The organism is Pantoea sp. EKM20T, from assembly GCF_011800485.1.
Classification (GTDB): Bacteria; Pseudomonadota; Gammaproteobacteria; order Enterobacterales; family Enterobacteriaceae; genus Pantoea; species Pantoea agglomerans.
Genome location: NZ_JAALFW010000015.1, coordinates 19,946 through 37,399, shown reverse-complemented (window position 1 = coordinate 37,399; position 17,454 = coordinate 19,946). Strand labels below are relative to the sequence as shown.

Sequence of the window (17,454 nt, the reverse complement as noted above, 5' to 3'; positions counted from 1 at the left end):
TATTCCGGATGAGCAAGTTTCTTGATCGGTTTCGCTATTTCAAACAGCTGGCCGAACCCTTTTCAGGCCAGCATGGCCAGACGTTAAACAGCAACCGCGACTGGGAAGATGGCTATCGCAGTCGCTGGCAGCACGATAAAATCGTGCGCTCCACGCACGGCGTTAACTGTACCGGCTCATGCAGCTGGAAAATCTACGTCAAAAATGGACTGGTCACCTGGGAGACCCAGCAGACCGACTATCCGCGTACCCGTCCCGATCTGCCAAACCATGAGCCGCGTGGCTGCCCACGCGGTGCCAGCTACTCGTGGTATCTCTACAGCGCTAACCGCCTGAAATATCCGTTAATGCGCAAGAAGCTGATTCAGCTCTGGCGCGACGCGAAAGCGCAGCACAGCGACCCGGTGGACGCCTGGGCATCCATCATCAGTAATCCTGAAAAGGCCAGAAGCTACAAACAGGCGCGTGGACGCGGCGGCTTTGTCCGCTCCAGCTGGCAGGAAGTCAACGAGATGATCGCCGCCGCGAACATCTGCACCGCGAAGACCTACGGCCCTGACCGCATTATGGGATTCTCACCGATTCCGGCGATGTCGATGGTCTCTTACGCTGCGGGCGCACGTTACCTGTCACTGATTGGCGGAACCTGTCTGAGCTTCTACGACTGGTACTGCGATCTGCCGCCGGCCTCACCGATGACCTGGGGCGAGCAGACCGACGTGCCGGAATCGGCTGACTGGTACAACTCCTCCTACATTATTGCCTGGGGCTCTAACGTGCCGCAGACCCGTACCCCGGATGCGCACTTCTTTACGGAAGTCCGCTATAAAGGGACGAAAACCGTGGCGATCACGCCGGACTATGCTGAGGTCGCGAAGCTGTGTGACCAGTGGCTGAGTCCGAAGCAGGGCACCGACAGCGCGATGGCGCTGGCGATGGGCCACGTGATGCTGAAAGAGTTTCATCTTGATCGCGAAGTTGGCTATTTCCGCGACTACGTGCGCCGTTACACCGATATGCCGATGCTGGTGCTGCTGGAACCCCGTGAGGGCGGTTTTTACGCCGCCGGCCGTCAGCTGCGCGCCAGCGATCTGGTGGATGGGCTCGGTCAGGAGAATAACCCGGAGTGGAAAACCGTCGCGATCAACGAGGCGACCGGGGAGCTGACCGCGCCGCAGGGATCTATCGGCTTCCGCTGGGGCGAAAAAGGCAAATGGAACCTCGAGCAGCGTGATGGGGCGTCACATCAGGAAGTTGAACTGCAGCTCAGCCTGCTCGGCAGCCATGATGAGGTGGTCGAGGTCGGTTTCCCTTACTTCGGTGGCATTACCAGCGAGCATTTCAACAGCGTTGCGCTGGACGAAATCCTGCTGCATAAGCTGCCGGTGAAACGCCTGCAACTGGCGGATGGCAGTGAAGCACTGGTCACCAGCGTCTACGATCTGACGCTGGCGAATTATGGTCTGGATCGCGGTCTGGATGATGCCAACTGCGCGCAAACCTACGACGACATCAAAGCGTACAGCCCGGCCTGGGCGGAGCAGATTACGGGTGTCTCCCGTCAGAACATCATTCGCATTGCCCGTGAATTTGCCGAAAACGCCGAGAAAACCCGCGGTCGTTCGATGATCATCGTCGGTGCCGGTATGAACCACTGGTATCACATGGACATGAACTATCGTGGCCTGATGAACATGCTGATTTTCTGCGGCTGCGTCGGTCAGAGCGGCGGTGGCTGGGCGCACTATGTCGGCCAGGAGAAACTCCGTCCGCAGACCGGCTGGACCCCGCTGGCCTTTGGCCTGGACTGGCAGCGTCCGCCACGCCAGATGAACAGCACCTCCTTCTTCTACAACCACTCCAGTCAGTGGCGCTATGAAACCCTGGCCACCAGCGAATTGCTCTCCCCGCTGGCGGATAAAAGTCGTTACAGCGGCAGCCTGATCGACCTTAACGTCCGTTCCGAACGTATGGGCTGGCTGCCTTCAGCGCCGCAGCTTAACGTCAACCCGCTGCACATCGCGGCGCAGGCGAAAGCCGCCGGTCAGTCGCCGCTGGATTACACCGTGGAAAGCCTGAAGCAGGGCACCATGCGGTTTGCCGCTGAACAGCCGGACGATCCGCAGAACTTCCCGCGTAACCTGTTTGTCTGGCGCTCCAATCTGCTCGGCTCATCCGGTAAAGGGCATGAGTACATGCTGAAGTATCTGCTGGGCACGGAAAACGGCATTCAGGGCAAAGATTTAGGCCAGCAGGGCCGCGTGAAGCCGGAAGAGGTGGAGTGGCTGGATCAGGGTGCCGAAGGCAAACTGGATCTGGTGGTCACACTCGACTTCCGCATGTCGAGCACCTGTCTCTACTCCGATGTCGTGCTGCCAACGGCGACCTGGTATGAAAAAGACGATATGAATACCTCGGATATGCATCCGTTTATTCATCCGCTTTCGGCGGCCGTCGATCCTGCCTGGGACTCAAAAAGTGACTGGGAGATCTACAAAGGCATCGCCAAAGCCTTCTCCGATCTCTGCCCGGGTCATTTAGGCGTTGAAACGGACGTCGTTACTCTGCCGGTGTTGCATGACTCACCCGCGGAACTGGCGCAGCCTTTTGAGGCGAAAGACTGGAAAAAAGGCGAATGCGATCTGATTCCGGGTAAAACCGCGCCACACATTATGGTGGTGGAGCGCGACTATCCGGCGACCTGGGAGCGCTTTACCTCGCTGGGACCGTTGCTGGAGACCCTGGGTAACGGCGGCAAAGGTATCAGCTGGAACACCAGCAAAGAGGTCGATTTCCTCAAGCAACTGAACTACGTCAAAGCGGATGGCCCGGCAGCGGGGCGGCCGAATATCGACACGGCGATCGATGCGGCAGAAGTGATCCTGGCGCTGGCACCGGAAACCAATGGTCAGGTGGCGGTGAAAGCCTGGCAGGCACTGGGCGTGATTACCGGTCGTGACCACACCCACCTGGCGCTCAATAAAGAAGATGAAAAGATTCGCTTCCGCGATATCCAGGCGCAGCCGCGCAAAATTATCTCTAGTCCGACCTGGTCAGGGCTGGAAGATGAACATGTCTCTTACAACGCCTGCTACACCAACGTTCATGAGCTGATCCCGTGGCGAACCCTGAGCGGCCGTCAGCAGCTCTATCAGGATCATGAGTGGATGCGCGCCTTTGGCGAGAGCCTGATGGTCTATCGTCCGCCAATCGATACCCGCGCGGCGAAGCCGTTGCTGAACAGCAAACCCAACGGTAACCCGGAGAAGGCGCTGAACTTCCTGACGCCACACCAGAAGTGGGGCATTCACTCCACCTACAGCGACAACCTGCTGATGCTGACACTGTCGCGCGGCGGACCGATTGTCTGGATGAGTGAAGATGACGCTCGTGAGCTGGGTATCGTGGATAACGACTGGATCGAGGCGTTCAATGCCAACGGTGCGCTGACCGCACGTGCAGTAGTGAGCCAGCGCATCCCGGCCGGTATGACCATGATGTACCACGCGCAGGAACGTATCGTGAATATCCCTGGCTCGGAGATCACCAGCCAGCGCGGCGGGATCCATAACTCGGTGACGCGGACCTGCCCGAAACCAACCCATATGATCGGCGGTTATGCGCAGCTCTCCTGGGGCTTTAACTACTACGGCACCGTCGGCTCTAACCGCGATGAGTTCGTGGTAGTGAGAAAAATGAACAACGTTAACTGGTTAGATGGGGAAGGCAACGATGCCTGCCAGGGCAGCCAGCAGGAGGTAAAACCATGAAAATTCGTTCACAGGTCGGCATGGTGCTGAACCTCGACAAATGTATCGGCTGCCACACCTGCTCGGTGACCTGTAAAAACGTCTGGACCAGCCGCGAGGGCATGGAGTACGCCTGGTTTAACAACGTTGAAAGCAAACCCGGTGTCGGCTATCCGCACGCCTGGGAAGATCAGCAGAAGTGGAAGGGCGGCTGGATCCGTAAGATCAACGGTAAGCTGGAGCCGCGCATGGGGAGTCGCATCGGCCTGCTGTCGAAGATCTTCGCCAACCCGGATGTGCCCGCGCTGGATGATTACTACGAACCGTTCGATTTTGATTATCAGCATCTGCACAATGCGCCTGCCGGTAAGCATCAGCCGATTGCGCGTCCGCGCTCGCTGATCACCGGTCAGCGGATGAAAAAGATCGAAAACGGCCCGAACTGGGAAGAGATCCTCGGCGGCGAGTTTGCCAAACGTTCGCAGGATAAGAACTTCGATAACATCCAGAAGGAGATTTACGGTCAGTTTGAGCATACCTTCATGATGTACCTGCCGCGCCTGTGTGAGCACTGCCTCAACCCGGCGTGTGTGGCGACCTGCCCAAGCGGCGCGATCTACAAACGCGGCGAAGATGGCATCGTACTGATCGACCAGGATAAATGTCGCGGCTGGCGGATGTGCCTCACCGGCTGTCCGTACAAGAAGATCTACTTCAACTGGAAAAGCGGCAAATCAGAAAAATGCATATTCTGTTATCCGCGCATTGAAGCGGGCCAGCCCACCGTCTGTTCAGAAACCTGTGTCGGCCGTATCCGCTATCTCGGCGTGTTGCTCTATGACGCTGACCGCATTGAACAGGCGGCCGCAGCGGAAAACGAGAAAGATCTCTATCAGAGCCAGCTGGATATCTTCCTTGATCCCAACGATCCGGCGGTGATTGCGCAGGCGCTGAAAGATGGCGTTGCGCAGAGCGTGATCGACGCAGCACAGCGTTCACCGGTCTATAAAATGGCGATGGAGTGGAAGCTGGCGCTGCCACTTCACCCTGAATACCGCACGCTGCCGATGGTCTGGTATGTGCCACCACTGTCACCGATTCAGTCGGCGGTGGATGGCGGGGCGCTGGCGCACACCGGCGTGCTGCCGGATGTGGAGAGCCTGCGCATTCCGGTTGAGTATCTGGCGAACCTGCTGACCGCAGGCGACACCGCACCGGTGCTGCTGGCACTGAAGCGGATGCTGGCAATGCGTCATTACAAACGCGCAGAAAGCGTGGACGGTGAGCATGATATCCGGGCGCTGGAGCAGGTCGGCCTGACCGAAGCGCAGGCGCAGGAGATGTACCGCTATCTGGCGATCGCGAACTATGAAGATCGCTTTGTGGTGCCTTCCAGCCATCGCGAACTGGCGCGTGAAGCCTTCCCGGAAAGCAAAGGCTGCGGCTTTAGCTTTGGCGATGGCTGTCACGGCAGCGACAGCAAATTCAACCTGTTCAACAGCCGCCGTATTGATGCCATCGACGTCAGTAAGAAAACCATTCGTCCGGAGGATGCCTCATGATGACGTTACGGATTCTTTCGCGGCTGCTGGACTACCCGGACGAGGCGCTGTTTACCCACTCTTCCGACCTGATCGCGGCGCTGGATGACGCCACTGAACTCAACCTGCAGCAGAGTGCACGGCTGGTGCGTTTTATCAATCAGCTCTGTGCCCGGCCACTGCTCGACGTGCAGGCTGACTACTGCGAACTGTTTGATCGTGGCCGCGCCACCTCGCTGCTGCTGTTTGAACACGTGCACGGTGAGTCACGCGATCGCGGTCAGGCGATGGTTGATCTGCTGGAACAGTATCGTGCCGATGGTCTGGAGCTGAACAGCAAAGAGCTGCCCGATTTCCTGCCGCTCTACCTGGAGTATCTCGCCTGTAAAAGCGATGAGGCCGCGCGTCAGGGACTGGACGACATCGTGCCTATCCTGGCCTTGCTGGCGGCGCGGCTTGAAGAGCGTCAGAGCCCCTACGCCGATCTCTTCACAGTGTTACTGACGCTGTCCGGTAGCGCAGTTGATCCTGCGGCCCTCAAGCCACAGGTGGCGCAGGAAGCGCGCGACGATACGCCGGCAGCACTGGATGCTGTCTGGGAAGAGGAGCAGATTAAATTTCTCGGCGAACAGGGCTGCGCCTCGGCGCAGCAGGCGATGCATCAGCGTCGCTTCGCCGATGCGGTCGCGCCGCAGTATCTGGACATTGCCGCGGCGACGGCGCGTACCACAGGAGAATCAGCATGAATTTTATTAACACTTTCTTCTTCGATATTTACCCCTATCTCGCCGGAACGGTCTTCCTGGTGGGAAGCTGGCTGCGCTATGACTACGGGCAGTACAGCTGGCGTGCCGGTTCCAGTCAGATGCTGGACAAAAAAGGGATGCGTCTCGCCTCCAACCTGTTTCACATCGGCATCATCGGTATTTTCTTCGGTCATATCGTCGGGATGCTGACGCCGCACTGGATGTATGAATCCTTCCTGCCGATCGACGTGAAGCAGAAACTGGCGATGATTGCCGGTGGCCTGTTCGGGGCGATGACACTGCTGGGCGGTGGACTGCTGCTGAAGCGCCGTCTGACCAATCCACGGGTGCGGGCGACCAGTAGCGTCGGTGATATTCTGATCATGACCCTGCTGGTGGCTCAGGCGACGCTGGGCCTGCTGACCATTCCCTTCTCCGCCCAGCATATGGACGGCAGTGAAATGATGAAGCTGGTGGGCTGGGCGCAGGCGGTGGTGACATTCCACGGTGGCGCTTCGCAGCATCTCGACGGCGTGGCGTTTATCTACCGCGTGCATATGGTGCTGGGAATGACGCTGTTCCTGCTGTTCCCGTTCTGCCGGCTGGTGCATATCTGGAGCGCGCCGGTTGAGTATCTGACCCGTCGTTATCAGCTGGTGAGAAACCGCCGCTAAGCGCATGATGGTTGCGGGGCAGAGAGAGCCCCGCAGCCATTTTAGCCCACGGCTGCCTTGACGTTTTTTTAAGATTTTGCCCTGTATGTCATTGCGCTGAACGTCTACTATTACCGCATCTGAAATTACCCCTCGTTTATGGATAACCGATGCGCCTCAAGTTAGCCTTCCTTGCGTTCATCCCGCTTCTGGCCTCCTGCAGCAGCAAACCTGAAGTCCCGTCCCAGCAGAAGATGCTGGCTGCGCCACAGGGCGGTTTTTTACTGCAGCCGTCGCACAGCGGACAGGCGATGTTTGGCGACTTTGCCGGTAACCCGGCAGCAGAGCAATTTATCGATAAGATGGTAGAGAAGCATGACTTTGACCGTCAGCAACTGCACAACATCATCGGTCAGGCCAAACGACTGGATTATGTGCTGCGACTGATGGATCGTCAGGCACCAAGCTATACGCCAGCGCCAGGACCTAATGGCGCCTGGATCCGCTATCGCAACAAGTTCATTACGCCCGATAACGTGCAAAATGGGGTGGCGTTCTGGAATCAGTATCAGGATGCCCTGCAACGCGCACAGCAGGTTTATGGCGTGCCGCCAGAAATTATTGTGGGCATCATTGGCGTGGAAACCCGCTGGGGTCGCGTGATGGGGAAAACGCGGATTCTGGATGCGCTTGCGACCTTATCCTTTAACTATCCGCGCCGCGCAGAGTACTTCAGCAGCGAGCTGGAAACCTTTCTGTTGATGTCGCGCAAAGAGCAGGATGACCCGCTGGCGCTGAAAGGCTCCTTTGCCGGGGCGATGGGTTATGGTCAGTTTATGCCCTCCTCTTACAATGATTATGCGGTTGATTTCAACGGCGACGGTCATGCAAACCTGTGGGATCCGGTGGATGCTATCGGCAGCGTGGCGCACTATTTTCAGAAGCATGGCTGGCGTAGCGGCGAAAACGTGGCGGTACCGGCCAGCGGTCAGGCACCGATGCTGGAAGATGGCTTCAAAACCCGTTACAGCGTGAGCATGCTGGCGGCGTCAGGATTGTCCCCACAGGGCTCGCTGAACGGTAACGATCAGGTCAGTCTGCTACGCCTGGATTTGGGCACCAGCTACCAGTACTGGTACGGCTTACCCAATTTCTATGTCATTACCCGCTACAACCACAGTACCCATTATGCGATGGCGGTGTGGCAGCTGGGTGAGGCGGTGAGCAAGGCACGCCAGGGCGGCCTGTTATAAAGGCTATCCTTGTTAACTGTAAGGTTATATGATGACGCCCTTTTTCAGGCCACACAGCCACTGATATTTCTGGAGTCACTATGTCTTTACCTGCCTGCCCGGCTTGTCACGCCGATTACACCTGGCAAGATGGCGATAACCTTAACTGCCCCTCCTGCGGTCACATCTGGACCGAGGGAGAAGGTGACAGCAGCAACGCAACACTGGAAGTGCGTGATGCCAACGGCAATCTGCTGGCAGATGGCGACAGCGTCACGGTGATCAAAGATCTCAAGGTGAAGGGCAGTTCTTCATCGCTGAAGATCGGCACCAAAGTGAAAAGTATTCGTCTGGTTGAAGGGGACCACAACATCGATTGTAAAATCGACGGTTTTGGCCCGATGAAATTAAAATCTGAGTTTGTGAAAAAGAACTGAGATCGGGGGCGCAGGGATGCGCCCGCTTTCCTGCTTAGCTGAACAGCTTATCAATTGCGGCACACTGTTCCGCATTCAGCGTGCCACCGTAGTTTCGTGAGCCGCTGTTCATCGAGTCATAGCGCCGTGCCACGGCCGTTTTAATTGTCGTTACGAAATCATCTCCGATACTGTAAATCGCCATCAGACGGCCGATCTGCTGCTGCAGGTGCGTCAGCTCCGGCAGATTGCCACTTCGCCATGCCGTCATCATCTGCGCAAAGTACTCCGGCACAATATTATTCAGTCCTGAAATGACACCGGCACCGCCCGCCAGCAGGTTCGGTAGCAGGTACTCGTCATACCCCGACAGTACGGCGAAATCGCTACGCACCTTGCGGGTCTCTTCAATCATCATCCGGTTATGCGACAGGCAATCCACCGTATCTTTAATGCCGGCGAAGTTGGGCAGCTTTGCCGCCAGGGCGGCAATCAGCGCGGGCGTCAGATCGCAGCCGGTGCGGGCCGGAAAATTGTAGGCAAACCATTTACCACCCAGCTGCGCGTCCAGTGCTTCGAAGTAGTGCATCAGCTGGTTTTGCGTCTGGCCATAATAGTAGGGCGGCAGCACCATCACCGCGTCAAAGTCATTTTTCCAGGCGGCTTCAGCCAGCTCCAGCATGTCAGGAATGCTGGTTGCCGAGACGTTCGCGACCATCTTCAGCGATGACAAGGGTCTGGCTTCCTGAATCAGTTGTAAGCGTTCCTGCTGCGTCAGTGAGGCGAACTCGCCAATGCTGCCCATCACCAGTAAGGTATCGATACCGGAGTCATTGAGGCGGGAGAAATGTCGCCCGAGCGCATCAATATCGACCGCACCCTGCGCATTGAACGGGGTGACTGAAGGGCACCAGACACCAGCAAAGGGCGATTTTTCACTCATAAATGACTCCTGAATCGGATGTTAAAAAATGAAACAGTGTTTTAACTTAATAACTCCGGCCGGTCTCTGCCAGCGCATGATTCAAAAATGAGCAACGGGTCGCACTTTTTCCTCTTTCATCCGTCTCAGTAAGCGGATGCATCTGATAACTGAGCGAGAGGTCATGATGAAAGAGTGGGATCCTGTGCTGTACCGTAAGTTTGAAGCAGAACGAACCCGTCCAGCCCGCGAACTTCTGGCGCGCCTCAGCCTGGAACAGGTTGAGCAGGTGACCGATCTGGGATGCGGGCCCGGTAACAGCACCGAGCTGCTCGCCGATGCCTGGCCACTGGCGCAGATTACCGGGCTGGACAGTTCCGCCACGATGTTAACTCAGGCTGCTGAACGCCTGCCGCACTGTCGTTTTATCCAGGCGGACATCCGCAACTGGCAGGCCGATGTGCCGCAGCAGGTGATCTACGCCAACGCCTCTCTGCAATGGCTGGATAATCACGCAACGCTGTTTCCCCATCTGGTCAGCCAGCTGGCGCCCGGTGGCGTGTTAGCGATCCAGATGCCTGATAACCTGAATGAGCCGTCGCACCGGCTGATGCGCGAGGTGGCGGCAACGGATCGCTGGCGTTCACGCATCAATGCCGATGCCGCTGAACGAACACAGCTGCTTTCCACGGGCGAGTATTACGATCTGCTGACGCAGGCAGGCTGTGAGGTGGATATCTGGCGTACCACCTATTATCACGTGATGGCCGATGCGCAGGCGATTATCAGCTGGCTGCAGGCGACCGGTTTACGGCCTTTCCTGGCAACGCTGGATGAGACCGAACAGACGGCGTTTCTGACCGATTATCATCAGCGTCTGCTCGCGGCTTATCCGGCTCAGGCTGATTGTCAGGTGTTGCTCGCCTTCCCGCGTCTTTTTATGGTTGCGGTGAAAAACCGGTAAGTGCAGTGGAAAGCTGACCGCAAAAACAGCGTAATAATGGTGAGTGACCTTGAAAAAGCAGTTTTTCTGCACCACCTTCAACCCACAGCCAAAGGGAGAATCGCAATGGATGATCAGCAATTGCAGGCGCTTAGTGCGCAGATAGGTGAGAAGCTGAAGCAGCGCAATGCCACCGTAACCTGTGCGGAATCCTGCACGGGGGGATGGATTGCCAAAGTCTTTACCGATATCAGCGGCAGCTCCGCCTGGTTCGAGCGGGGTTTTGTGACCTACAGTAACCAGGCCAAACAGCAGATGGTCAGTGTTCAGGCTGCTTCGCTGTTGCAGTATGGTGCGGTAAGTGATGTGGTGGTGCGGGAGATGGCGCTGGGTGCCCGCAGGGCGGCCCATGCTGACTACGCGATCTCCGTCAGCGGTATTGCCGGTCCGGATGGCGGCAGTGAAGAAAAACCGGTGGGTACGGTATGGTTTGGCTTTGCCGGGCCGCAGGATAAGGTATTGACTTTTCAGCAGCATTTTAGCGGCGATCGTGATGCCGTACGCCGCCAGTCGGTGGCATGGGCCCTGCAGAAACTGTATGGCGAATTTCTGACAAATTAAACTTGATACTGTATGACTATACAGTATAATTGTCGGCAACAGAAAGAGTACAGGCACCCTGAGTGCGTGTTTACCCGGCTTGATTAGGAGTTGAAATGGCGATTGATGAAAACAAACAGAAGGCTTTAGCTGCCGCGCTTGGCCAGATTGAGAAGCAATTTGGTAAAGGCTCCATCATGCGCTTGGGTGAAGACCGCTCAATGGATGTGGAAACTATCTCTACCGGCTCGCTGTCGCTGGATATCGCATTAGGCGCAGGCGGTCTGCCAATGGGCCGTATCGTTGAGATCTACGGACCTGAGTCTTCAGGTAAAACCACGCTGACTTTGCAGGTTATCGCATCTGCACAGCGTAAAGGTAAAACCTGTGCCTTTATCGATGCAGAACATGCGCTTGATCCGGTTTACGCCAAGAAACTCGGCGTAGACATTGATAACCTGCTCTGCTCTCAGCCAGACACTGGTGAGCAGGCGCTGGAAATCTGTGATGCGCTGGCGCGCTCTGGTGCCGTTGACGTGATCATCGTCGACTCCGTCGCGGCGCTGACGCCTAAAGCGGAAATCGAAGGTGAAATCGGTGACTCACACATGGGCCTCGCGGCACGTATGATGAGCCAGGCGATGCGTAAACTGGCCGGTAACCTGAAGCAGTCCAATACCCTGCTGATTTTCATCAACCAGATCCGTATGAAAATTGGTGTGATGTTTGGTAACCCGGAAACCACCACTGGTGGTAACGCGCTGAAGTTCTACGCCTCTGTCCGTCTTGATATCCGCCGTATCGGTGCAATCAAAGAGGGCGATAACGTGGTCGGCAGTGAGACCCGCGTTAAAGTGGTGAAAAACAAAATCGCCGCGCCATTCAAACAGGCTGAATTCCAGATCATGTACGGCGAAGGTATCAATACCTTTGGTGAGCTGGTCGACCTGGGCGTGAAGCACAAGCTGATTGAAAAAGCGGGTGCATGGTACAGCTACAATGGCGACAAGATTGGTCAGGGTAAATCGAATGCAGGCAACTTCCTGAAAGAGAATGCTGCTGTGGCAAACGAGATTGATCTGAAGTTACGTGAGATGTTGCTCAACGGCGCGGATGAAAAACTCGCAGCAGCCGACAAGGCTGCTGAGAAAGAAGACGCGGCTGAAGCGAACGAAGACTTCTAATCTCTGATGCGGGAGGGGCGAAAGCCTCTCCCGTAGTTTTTATCCCCCTCTATTGCCTTTCTTGCCTTCCCTCTGTCCTGTTCTGTCGCCATAATCTCCCTCTGTTTGTACAAGGTGCGCAGTATGACTGAACCCTCTCAGCCCCAACCTAATGTCGTCTCTTACTCTCGTTTGCTTGACCGTGCGATGCGTATTCTGGGTCAGCGCGACCACAGCCGTGCAGAGTTAGCGCGTAAACTGCAACAATCAGCGCAGCGTGCTGCGTGGGCGCAGAAAAAAGAGCCCGAAATTGTTACCGAAGCGTTGCTGGAACAGGTTCTTAACTGGTGTCAGGAAAGCGGCTGGTTAAACGACGAGCGTTTCACCGAACGATTTATTCAGAGCCGGAGCCGTAAGGGCTTTGGATCGCAGCGCGTGCGCCTTGAACTGGGCCAGAAAGGCATCGACCGTGAAGCCATTGATCTTGCAATGGAAGAGACAGAGGTAGACTGGGCGGCGTGTGCGGCTCAACTGGCTGAACGAAAATTCGGACACCCGCTGCCCACAGAGTGGAAAGAGAAAGCGAAAGTACTACGCTATCTGCAGTCAAAGGGTTTTATGAGCGAAGATATCCAGTCCATTTTCAGAAATTTTGATGACTAAAAGCCGATGTAATTTTACTTCCCACTGAAGAAAATTTATCTTATTCCCACTTTTTGTTCCGCTAATCAGGCACCACACAGAATGTGGTCGCGCCGATCAGAGGGAACGTTCGTTAGCGTGATTCCAGGATATATATGAGCAAGAGCACTGCTGAGATCCGTCAAGCGTTTCTCGACTTTTTTCATAGCAAGGGACATGAGGTTGTAACCAGCAGCTCCCTCGTACCGAATAACGATCCAACGTTGTTGTTTACTAACGCCGGGATGAACCAGTTTAAAGATGTGTTCCTCGGTCAGGACAAACGTGACTACACACGTGCGACCACGTCACAGCGCTGCGTACGCGCAGGCGGCAAACACAACGATCTTGAAAACGTCGGTTACACCGCACGTCACCACACCTTCTTTGAAATGCTGGGTAACTTCAGCTTTGGTGACTATTTCAAGAGAGAGGCGATTGGTTTTGCCTGGGAACTGCTGACGAGCGAGCAGTGGTTCAGCCTGCCAAAAGAGCGTCTGTGGGTGACGATCTATGAAACCGACGATGAAGCCTTTGATATCTGGGCGAATGAAATCGGTGTGCCACGTGAACGCATTATTCGCATCGGCGACAACAAGGGCAGTGCGTATGCGTCAGATAACTTCTGGCAGATGGGCGATACCGGTCCTTGTGGTCCGTGCAGCGAGATTTTCTACGATCATGGCGATCACATCTGGGGTGGCCCGCCGGGCAGCCCGGAAGAAGATGGTGACCGTTACATTGAGATCTGGAACATCGTCTTTATGCAGTTCAACCGTCAGGCTGATGGCACCATGCTGCCGCTGCCAAAACCGTCGGTTGATACCGGAATGGGCCTTGAGCGTATTTCTGCCGTTCTGCAACACGTCAACTCCAACTATGAAATCGACCTGTTCCAGAAACTGATTCAGGCCGTGGCACAGGTTACCGGTGCCACTGACCTCAGTAACAAATCGCTGCGTGTCATTGCCGACCACATTCGCTCCTGTGCATTCCTGATTGCCGATGGCGTCATCCCGTCTAATGAGAACCGTGGCTACGTGCTGCGTCGTATCATTCGTCGTGCCGTGCGTCATGGCAACATGCTGGGCGCCAAAGAGGCCTTCTTCTATAAACTGGTTGCGCCACTGATTGAGGTCATGGGTGCCGCAGGTGAAGAGTTACAGCGCCAGCAGGCTCAGGTTGAGCAGGTGCTGAAAAGCGAAGAAGATCAGTTTGCCAGAACCCTGGAGCGCGGACTGGCGCTGCTGGACGAAGAGCTGGAAAAACTGCAGGGCGACAGGCTGGATGGTGAAATCGTCTTCCGTCTCTACGATACCTTTGGTTTCCCGGCTGATTTAACGGCTGACGTCTGCCGCGAACGCAATCTGAAGATCGACGAAGCCGGCTTTGAGCGGGCGATGGAGCAGCAGCGTCAGCGCGCACGTGAAGCGAGTGGCTTCGGCGCTGACTACAGCAACGTTATTCGTATTGATGCCGCCTCATCCTTCAAAGGCTACGACCAGCTCGATTTAGCTGCCACGGTGAAAGCGCTCTATGTTGCAGGCGAGGCGGTTGATGAAGTGACCGCGGGTCAGGATGCCGTGGTCGTGCTGGATGAAACGCCATTCTATGGCGAATCGGGTGGCCAGGTAGGCGATACCGGTCTGCTGAAAGGGAAGAATGCTGAATTTAGCGTCCAGGATACACAAAAATATGGTCAGGCAATCGGTCATGTCGGTAAGCTGACCGCAGGGCAGTTGCGTATCGGTGATCGCCTTGAGGCGCAGGTTGATGCAGCACGCCGTGCGCGCATCCGTCTTAACCACTCTGCTACTCACTTACTGCATGCCGCCTTGCGTCAGGTTTTAGGTGAGCATGTGGCGCAGAAAGGCTCGCTGGTTAACGACAAGTACCTGCGTTTCGATTTCTCGCATTTCGAAGCGATGAAACCTCAGGAGATTCGTCAGGTCGAAGATATCGTCAATGCGCAAATTCGTCGCAACCTGCCGGTTGAAACCGAAGTGATGGATCTGGATGCGGCGAAGTCTAAAGGGGCAATGGCACTGTTTGGCGAGAAATATGATCAGCGCGTGCGTGTTCTGACCATGGGTGATTTCTCTGTTGAGCTGTGTGGTGGTACCCATGCTGCGCGCACGGGTGACATCGGGCTGTTCCGTATTCAGGCGGAGTCAGGTACCGCAGCCGGTATTCGTCGTATCGAAGCGATTACGGGTGAAGGCGCGCTGGCGCAGGTCAATGCGCAGAGCAGCCAGCTGCAGGATCTTGCGCAGCTGGTAAAAGCGAACAGCAGCAACCTGAATGAGAAAGTGCGTGGTCTGGTCGATCATGTACGGGCTCTGGAGAAAGAGTTGCAGCAACTGCGCGATCAGCAAGCCGCGCAGGAGAGCGCTTCACTGAGCAGCAATGCTATCGACATTAAGGGAGTGAAACTGCTGGTCAGTGAGCTCAACAATGTTGAACCTAAAATGTTGCGTACCATGGTTGATGATCTTAAGAATCAGCTGGGTTCGGCGATTATTGTGCTGGCAACGGTTACTGAAGGTAAGGTGTCGCTGATTGCGGGTGTGACCAAAGATCTGACTGACCGTGTTAAAGCGGGTGAGTTGATTGCCGGTCTGGCTCAGCAGGTTGGCGGGAAGGGCGGTGGCCGTCCTGATATGGCACAAGCTGGTGGTAACGATGCGGGTGCTCTGAAAGGCGCATTAGCAGGGGTTGAGGACTGGGTCAGCAGCCGTCTGTAAGTGAATTAAAACAAGGCATCGTAAAAAGCGTCAGAACGGTTGTTCCGGCGCTTTTTAATACGATGCTAAAGCAGCAAATGACAAAGTCAGGTTGATGTAGTGTATTTCGGCTAAACTAACTATCAGCAGAATGTATTGGCGCATCGATGTGCATTGGTGTATTTCTCATACACATTGTGCAGCGTTAAATGATGGATAATGCCGGGAGCCTGTACAAGCCCGACTCTTTTAATCTTTCAAGGAGCAAAGAATGCTTATTCTAACTCGTCGAGTTGGTGAAACCCTCATGATCGGTGATGAGGTAACTGTAACGGTGCTGGGTGTTAAGGGTAACCAGGTTCGTATCGGTGTTAACGCGCCGAAAGAAGTGTCTGTGCATCGCGAAGAGATCTATCAACGCATCCAGGCTGAAAAAACGCAACAAACCAGCGTTTAACGGATTCAGCGTCTCGCACCTGTGCGAGGCGCTACCGCTTTCTGTAAAAATCCTGCCTTTTCTTTCTACCTGTTCCTCCTCTGTTTTGTTAACGCCATCATCTTTCATTGTTGATAATTCACTCTTTTTGTCGCCATTTTGTCCCAATTGTGTGTGATTTGCTCAATCAAACAAAGTTTCGGAAAAATTGTTTGACTTAAAAGTCCGGGAAAGTAATATGTGCGCCACGCAGTGCCGATGAGCAGAAACAACGTTCAGACGCACAGTTCGAAAGAAAGCGTAAGGTGAGGTGGCCGAGAGGCTGAAGGCGCTCCCCTGCTAAGGGAGTATACGGTCAAAAGCTGTATCGAGGGTTCGAATCCCTCCCTCACCGCCATTTTCGATGCATCCATAGCTCAGCTGGATAGAGTACTCGGCTACGAACCGAGCGGTCGGAGGTTCGAATCCTCCTGGATGCACCATATTTTCGAATATGGAGAAGTGCCTCGGTGTGACATGACGCATTAGCGTACAGGCCGCACTAAGGAGGATAACGTTGCATCAGCAACGGCCCGCAGGGCGAAGCGCAAGCTGAGTAATCCTCCTGGATGCACCATCGAAACAAAGCGAATTAGCAATTCCTTTCATGGTGAGTAGTTAGCACCCTGCGTTGTACAAGAATTTGATTTATGCATCCATAGCTCAGCTGGATAGAGTACTCGGCTACGAACCGAGCGGTCGGAGGTTCGAATCCTCCTGGATGCACCATATTCTTCCCGAATATGGACAGTGCCTCAGTGTGTCATGACGTGATTATCGTTCAGGCCGCACTAAGGAGGATAACGTTGCATCAGCAACGGCCCATAGGGCGAAGCGCAAGCTGAGTAATCCTCCTGGATGCACCATTCTTTGTAACATCCTCAGGTTGGTTTCTGTAAGTCCATAAAAAGTTGTACCTCAAAAGATAGACCCCAAAAGATAGACCCCAATGCATCCATAGCTCAGCTGGATAGAGTACTCGGCTACGAACCGAGCGGTCGGAGGTTCGAATCCTCCTGGATGCACCATCTTCTCGAATGTTGGCAGTTCCTCAGTGTGACATGACGCAATAAGCGTTCCGGCCGCACGAAGGGGGATAACGTTGCATCAGCAACGGCCCGCAGGGCGAAGCGCAAGCTGAGTCATCCTCCTGGATGCACCATCTTCTTCTTTAGCCTCAAAATCCCTCAAAGTATCATGGCGCGATGATCGCTAAGACCTCACTAAACACGATAGCATTACTTCCGTAACCGCCCGTACAGCAAACGCTGAGTGAGTATCCTGAAAAACCTCTGCAGTTTCCCTCTGGCTTCACACGCACTCTTTTCCTGTTTAATCTGCCCCATTGATTCATCATCCTGACTTAAGCGATCCGAAACGCCTGTTTCCCGCATCAACGCCTTCTGTTTTGCTGCCCATGCCCGTCCGCCGCCGCTTGTCTGCCAGAAGAATGTTAAAAAAACGCTGGAATTTCGTACGTTTATCGCTGGTCGTGCACGATCACCTTTATCTGAAAACAAAAATTGTTAATGCTTTCAAAGCATTTGCTGTTCATCCCCCCTGGCGACAACCTGTCCACATTAGGCTAAAGTAATGTCTCATTTGATGAA

13 protein-coding genes and 4 tRNA genes are annotated in these 17,454 nt (G+C 55.0%); 16 read left to right on the top strand and 1 reads right to left on the bottom strand.

Translation table 11 applies throughout. The features are described from left to right. Nucleotides 1-8: 8 nt before the first annotated feature. The 6 genes from HFD94_RS20140 to HFD94_RS20115 all read left to right on the top strand — a co-directional run bounded on the left by HFD94_RS20140 (nucleotide 9) and on the right by HFD94_RS20115 (nucleotide 8,358). Nucleotides 9-3,770, top strand: a complete 3,762-nt coding sequence (locus HFD94_RS20140) for a nitrate reductase subunit alpha (RefSeq protein WP_010248527.1) — start codon at nucleotides 9-11, stop codon at nucleotides 3,768-3,770. Continuing rightward, entirely contained in the window at nucleotides 3,767-5,311 is a 1,545-nt protein-coding gene (gene narH, locus HFD94_RS20135; RefSeq protein WP_010248525.1) for a nitrate reductase subunit beta, read from the top strand. Before HFD94_RS20140 ends, narH begins: the two co-directional genes overlap by 4 nt. After that, entirely contained in the window at nucleotides 5,308-6,036 is a 729-nt protein-coding gene (gene narJ / locus HFD94_RS20130) for a nitrate reductase molybdenum cofactor assembly chaperone (RefSeq protein WP_167433493.1), read from the top strand. The genes narH and narJ overlap by 4 nt, the downstream gene beginning before the upstream one ends. Next, entirely contained in the window at nucleotides 6,033-6,710 is a 678-nt protein-coding gene (gene narI / locus HFD94_RS20125; protein WP_010248521.1) for a respiratory nitrate reductase subunit gamma, read from the top strand. Before narJ ends, narI begins: the two co-directional genes overlap by 4 nt. Before the next feature lie 149 nt (nucleotides 6,711-6,859). Next, entirely contained in the window at nucleotides 6,860-7,942 is a 1,083-nt protein-coding gene (gene mltB, locus HFD94_RS20120) for a lytic murein transglycosylase B (protein ID WP_010248519.1), read from the top strand. Nucleotides 7,943-8,022: 80 nt separating this feature from the next. Next, on the top strand, nucleotides 8,023-8,358 hold the full coding sequence (locus HFD94_RS20115) for a zinc ribbon domain-containing protein YjdM (protein WP_010248517.1): 336 nt from the start codon (nucleotides 8,023-8,025) through the stop codon (nucleotides 8,356-8,358). Nucleotides 8,359-8,392: 34 nt separating this feature from the next. Here HFD94_RS20115 and HFD94_RS20110 read toward each other — a convergent pair whose 3' ends face one another. After that, nucleotides 8,393-9,280, bottom strand: coding sequence for a dihydrodipicolinate synthase family protein (locus HFD94_RS20110; protein ID WP_122889671.1), 888 nt, complete (start codon nucleotides 9,278-9,280; stop codon nucleotides 8,393-8,395). 166 nt (nucleotides 9,281-9,446) lie between these two features. On the opposite strand from HFD94_RS20110, the gene tam reads away from it, so the two are divergent. The 10 genes from tam to HFD94_RS20060 all read left to right on the top strand — a co-directional run bounded on the left by tam (nucleotide 9,447) and on the right by HFD94_RS20060 (nucleotide 16,872). Then, the gene (gene tam, locus HFD94_RS20105) at nucleotides 9,447-10,223 is read left to right on the top strand and encodes a trans-aconitate 2-methyltransferase (protein WP_122889679.1); all 777 of its coding nucleotides are present in this window, start codon (nucleotides 9,447-9,449) and stop codon (nucleotides 10,221-10,223) included. A 105-nt stretch (nucleotides 10,224-10,328) separates the two neighbouring features. Beyond that, nucleotides 10,329-10,823 carry a nicotinamide-nucleotide amidase gene (gene pncC, locus HFD94_RS20100; RefSeq protein WP_033772479.1) on the top strand — a complete coding sequence of 165 codons (495 nt, stop codon included), beginning with the start codon at nucleotides 10,329-10,331 and terminating at the stop codon, nucleotides 10,821-10,823. Nucleotides 10,824-10,918: 95 nt separating this feature from the next. After that, on the top strand, nucleotides 10,919-11,986 hold the full coding sequence (recA, locus tag HFD94_RS20095; RefSeq protein ID WP_010248510.1) for a recombinase RecA: 1,068 nt from the start codon (nucleotides 10,919-10,921) through the stop codon (nucleotides 11,984-11,986). Nucleotides 11,987-12,109: 123 nt separating this feature from the next. Then, entirely contained in the window at nucleotides 12,110-12,628 is a 519-nt protein-coding gene (locus tag HFD94_RS20090; protein ID WP_010248508.1) for a regulatory protein RecX, read from the top strand. Between the two features lie 134 nt (nucleotides 12,629-12,762). Then, entirely contained in the window at nucleotides 12,763-15,390 is a 2,628-nt protein-coding gene (gene alaS, locus HFD94_RS20085; RefSeq protein ID WP_167433492.1) for an alanine--tRNA ligase, read from the top strand. A gap of 250 nt (nucleotides 15,391-15,640) precedes the next feature. Continuing rightward, nucleotides 15,641-15,826: a carbon storage regulator CsrA gene (csrA, locus tag HFD94_RS20080; RefSeq protein ID WP_008927091.1), complete on the top strand. Its 186-nt coding sequence runs from the start codon at nucleotides 15,641-15,643 to the stop codon at nucleotides 15,824-15,826. Nucleotides 15,827-16,109: 283 nt separating this feature from the next. Continuing rightward, nucleotides 16,110-16,202: transfer RNA gene (locus HFD94_RS20075), tRNA-Ser, on the top strand. An 8-nt stretch (nucleotides 16,203-16,210) separates the two neighbouring features. Beyond that, a tRNA-Arg gene (locus HFD94_RS20070) sits at nucleotides 16,211-16,287 on the top strand. A 209-nt stretch (nucleotides 16,288-16,496) separates the two neighbouring features. After that, nucleotides 16,497-16,573, top strand: a tRNA-Arg gene (locus tag HFD94_RS20065). A 222-nt stretch (nucleotides 16,574-16,795) separates the two neighbouring features. After that, a tRNA-Arg gene (locus tag HFD94_RS20060) sits at nucleotides 16,796-16,872 on the top strand. Nucleotides 16,873-17,454 lie beyond the last annotated feature (582 nt).

Bases quoted from the DNA above. Each gene is read 5' to 3' on its own strand.
- HFD94_RS20090 (WP_010248508.1), top strand. From the start codon at position 12,110: ATGACTGAACCCTCTCAGCCCCAACCTAATGTCGTCTCTTACTCTCGT.
- pncC (WP_033772479.1), top strand. From the start codon at position 10,329: ATGGATGATCAGCAATTGCAGGCGCTTAGTGCGCAGATAGGTGAGAAG.
- mltB (WP_010248519.1), top strand. From the start codon at position 6,860: ATGCGCCTCAAGTTAGCCTTCCTTGCGTTCATCCCGCTTCTGGCCTCC.
- HFD94_RS20110 (WP_122889671.1), bottom strand. From the start codon at position 9,280: ATGAGTGAAAAATCGCCCTTTGCTGGTGTCTGGTGCCCTTCAGTCACC.
- HFD94_RS20140 (WP_010248527.1), top strand. From the start codon at position 9: ATGAGCAAGTTTCTTGATCGGTTTCGCTATTTCAAACAGCTGGCCGAA.
- narI (WP_010248521.1), top strand. From the start codon at position 6,033: ATGAATTTTATTAACACTTTCTTCTTCGATATTTACCCCTATCTCGCC.
- alaS (WP_167433492.1), top strand. From the start codon at position 12,763: ATGAGCAAGAGCACTGCTGAGATCCGTCAAGCGTTTCTCGACTTTTTT.
- HFD94_RS20115 (WP_010248517.1), top strand. From the start codon at position 8,023: ATGTCTTTACCTGCCTGCCCGGCTTGTCACGCCGATTACACCTGGCAA.
- csrA (WP_008927091.1), top strand. From the start codon at position 15,641: ATGCTTATTCTAACTCGTCGAGTTGGTGAAACCCTCATGATCGGTGAT.
- recA (WP_010248510.1), top strand. From the start codon at position 10,919: ATGGCGATTGATGAAAACAAACAGAAGGCTTTAGCTGCCGCGCTTGGC.
- tam (WP_122889679.1), top strand. From the start codon at position 9,447: ATGAAAGAGTGGGATCCTGTGCTGTACCGTAAGTTTGAAGCAGAACGA.
- narJ (WP_167433493.1), top strand. From the start codon at position 5,308: ATGATGACGTTACGGATTCTTTCGCGGCTGCTGGACTACCCGGACGAG.
- narH (WP_010248525.1), top strand. From the start codon at position 3,767: ATGAAAATTCGTTCACAGGTCGGCATGGTGCTGAACCTCGACAAATGT.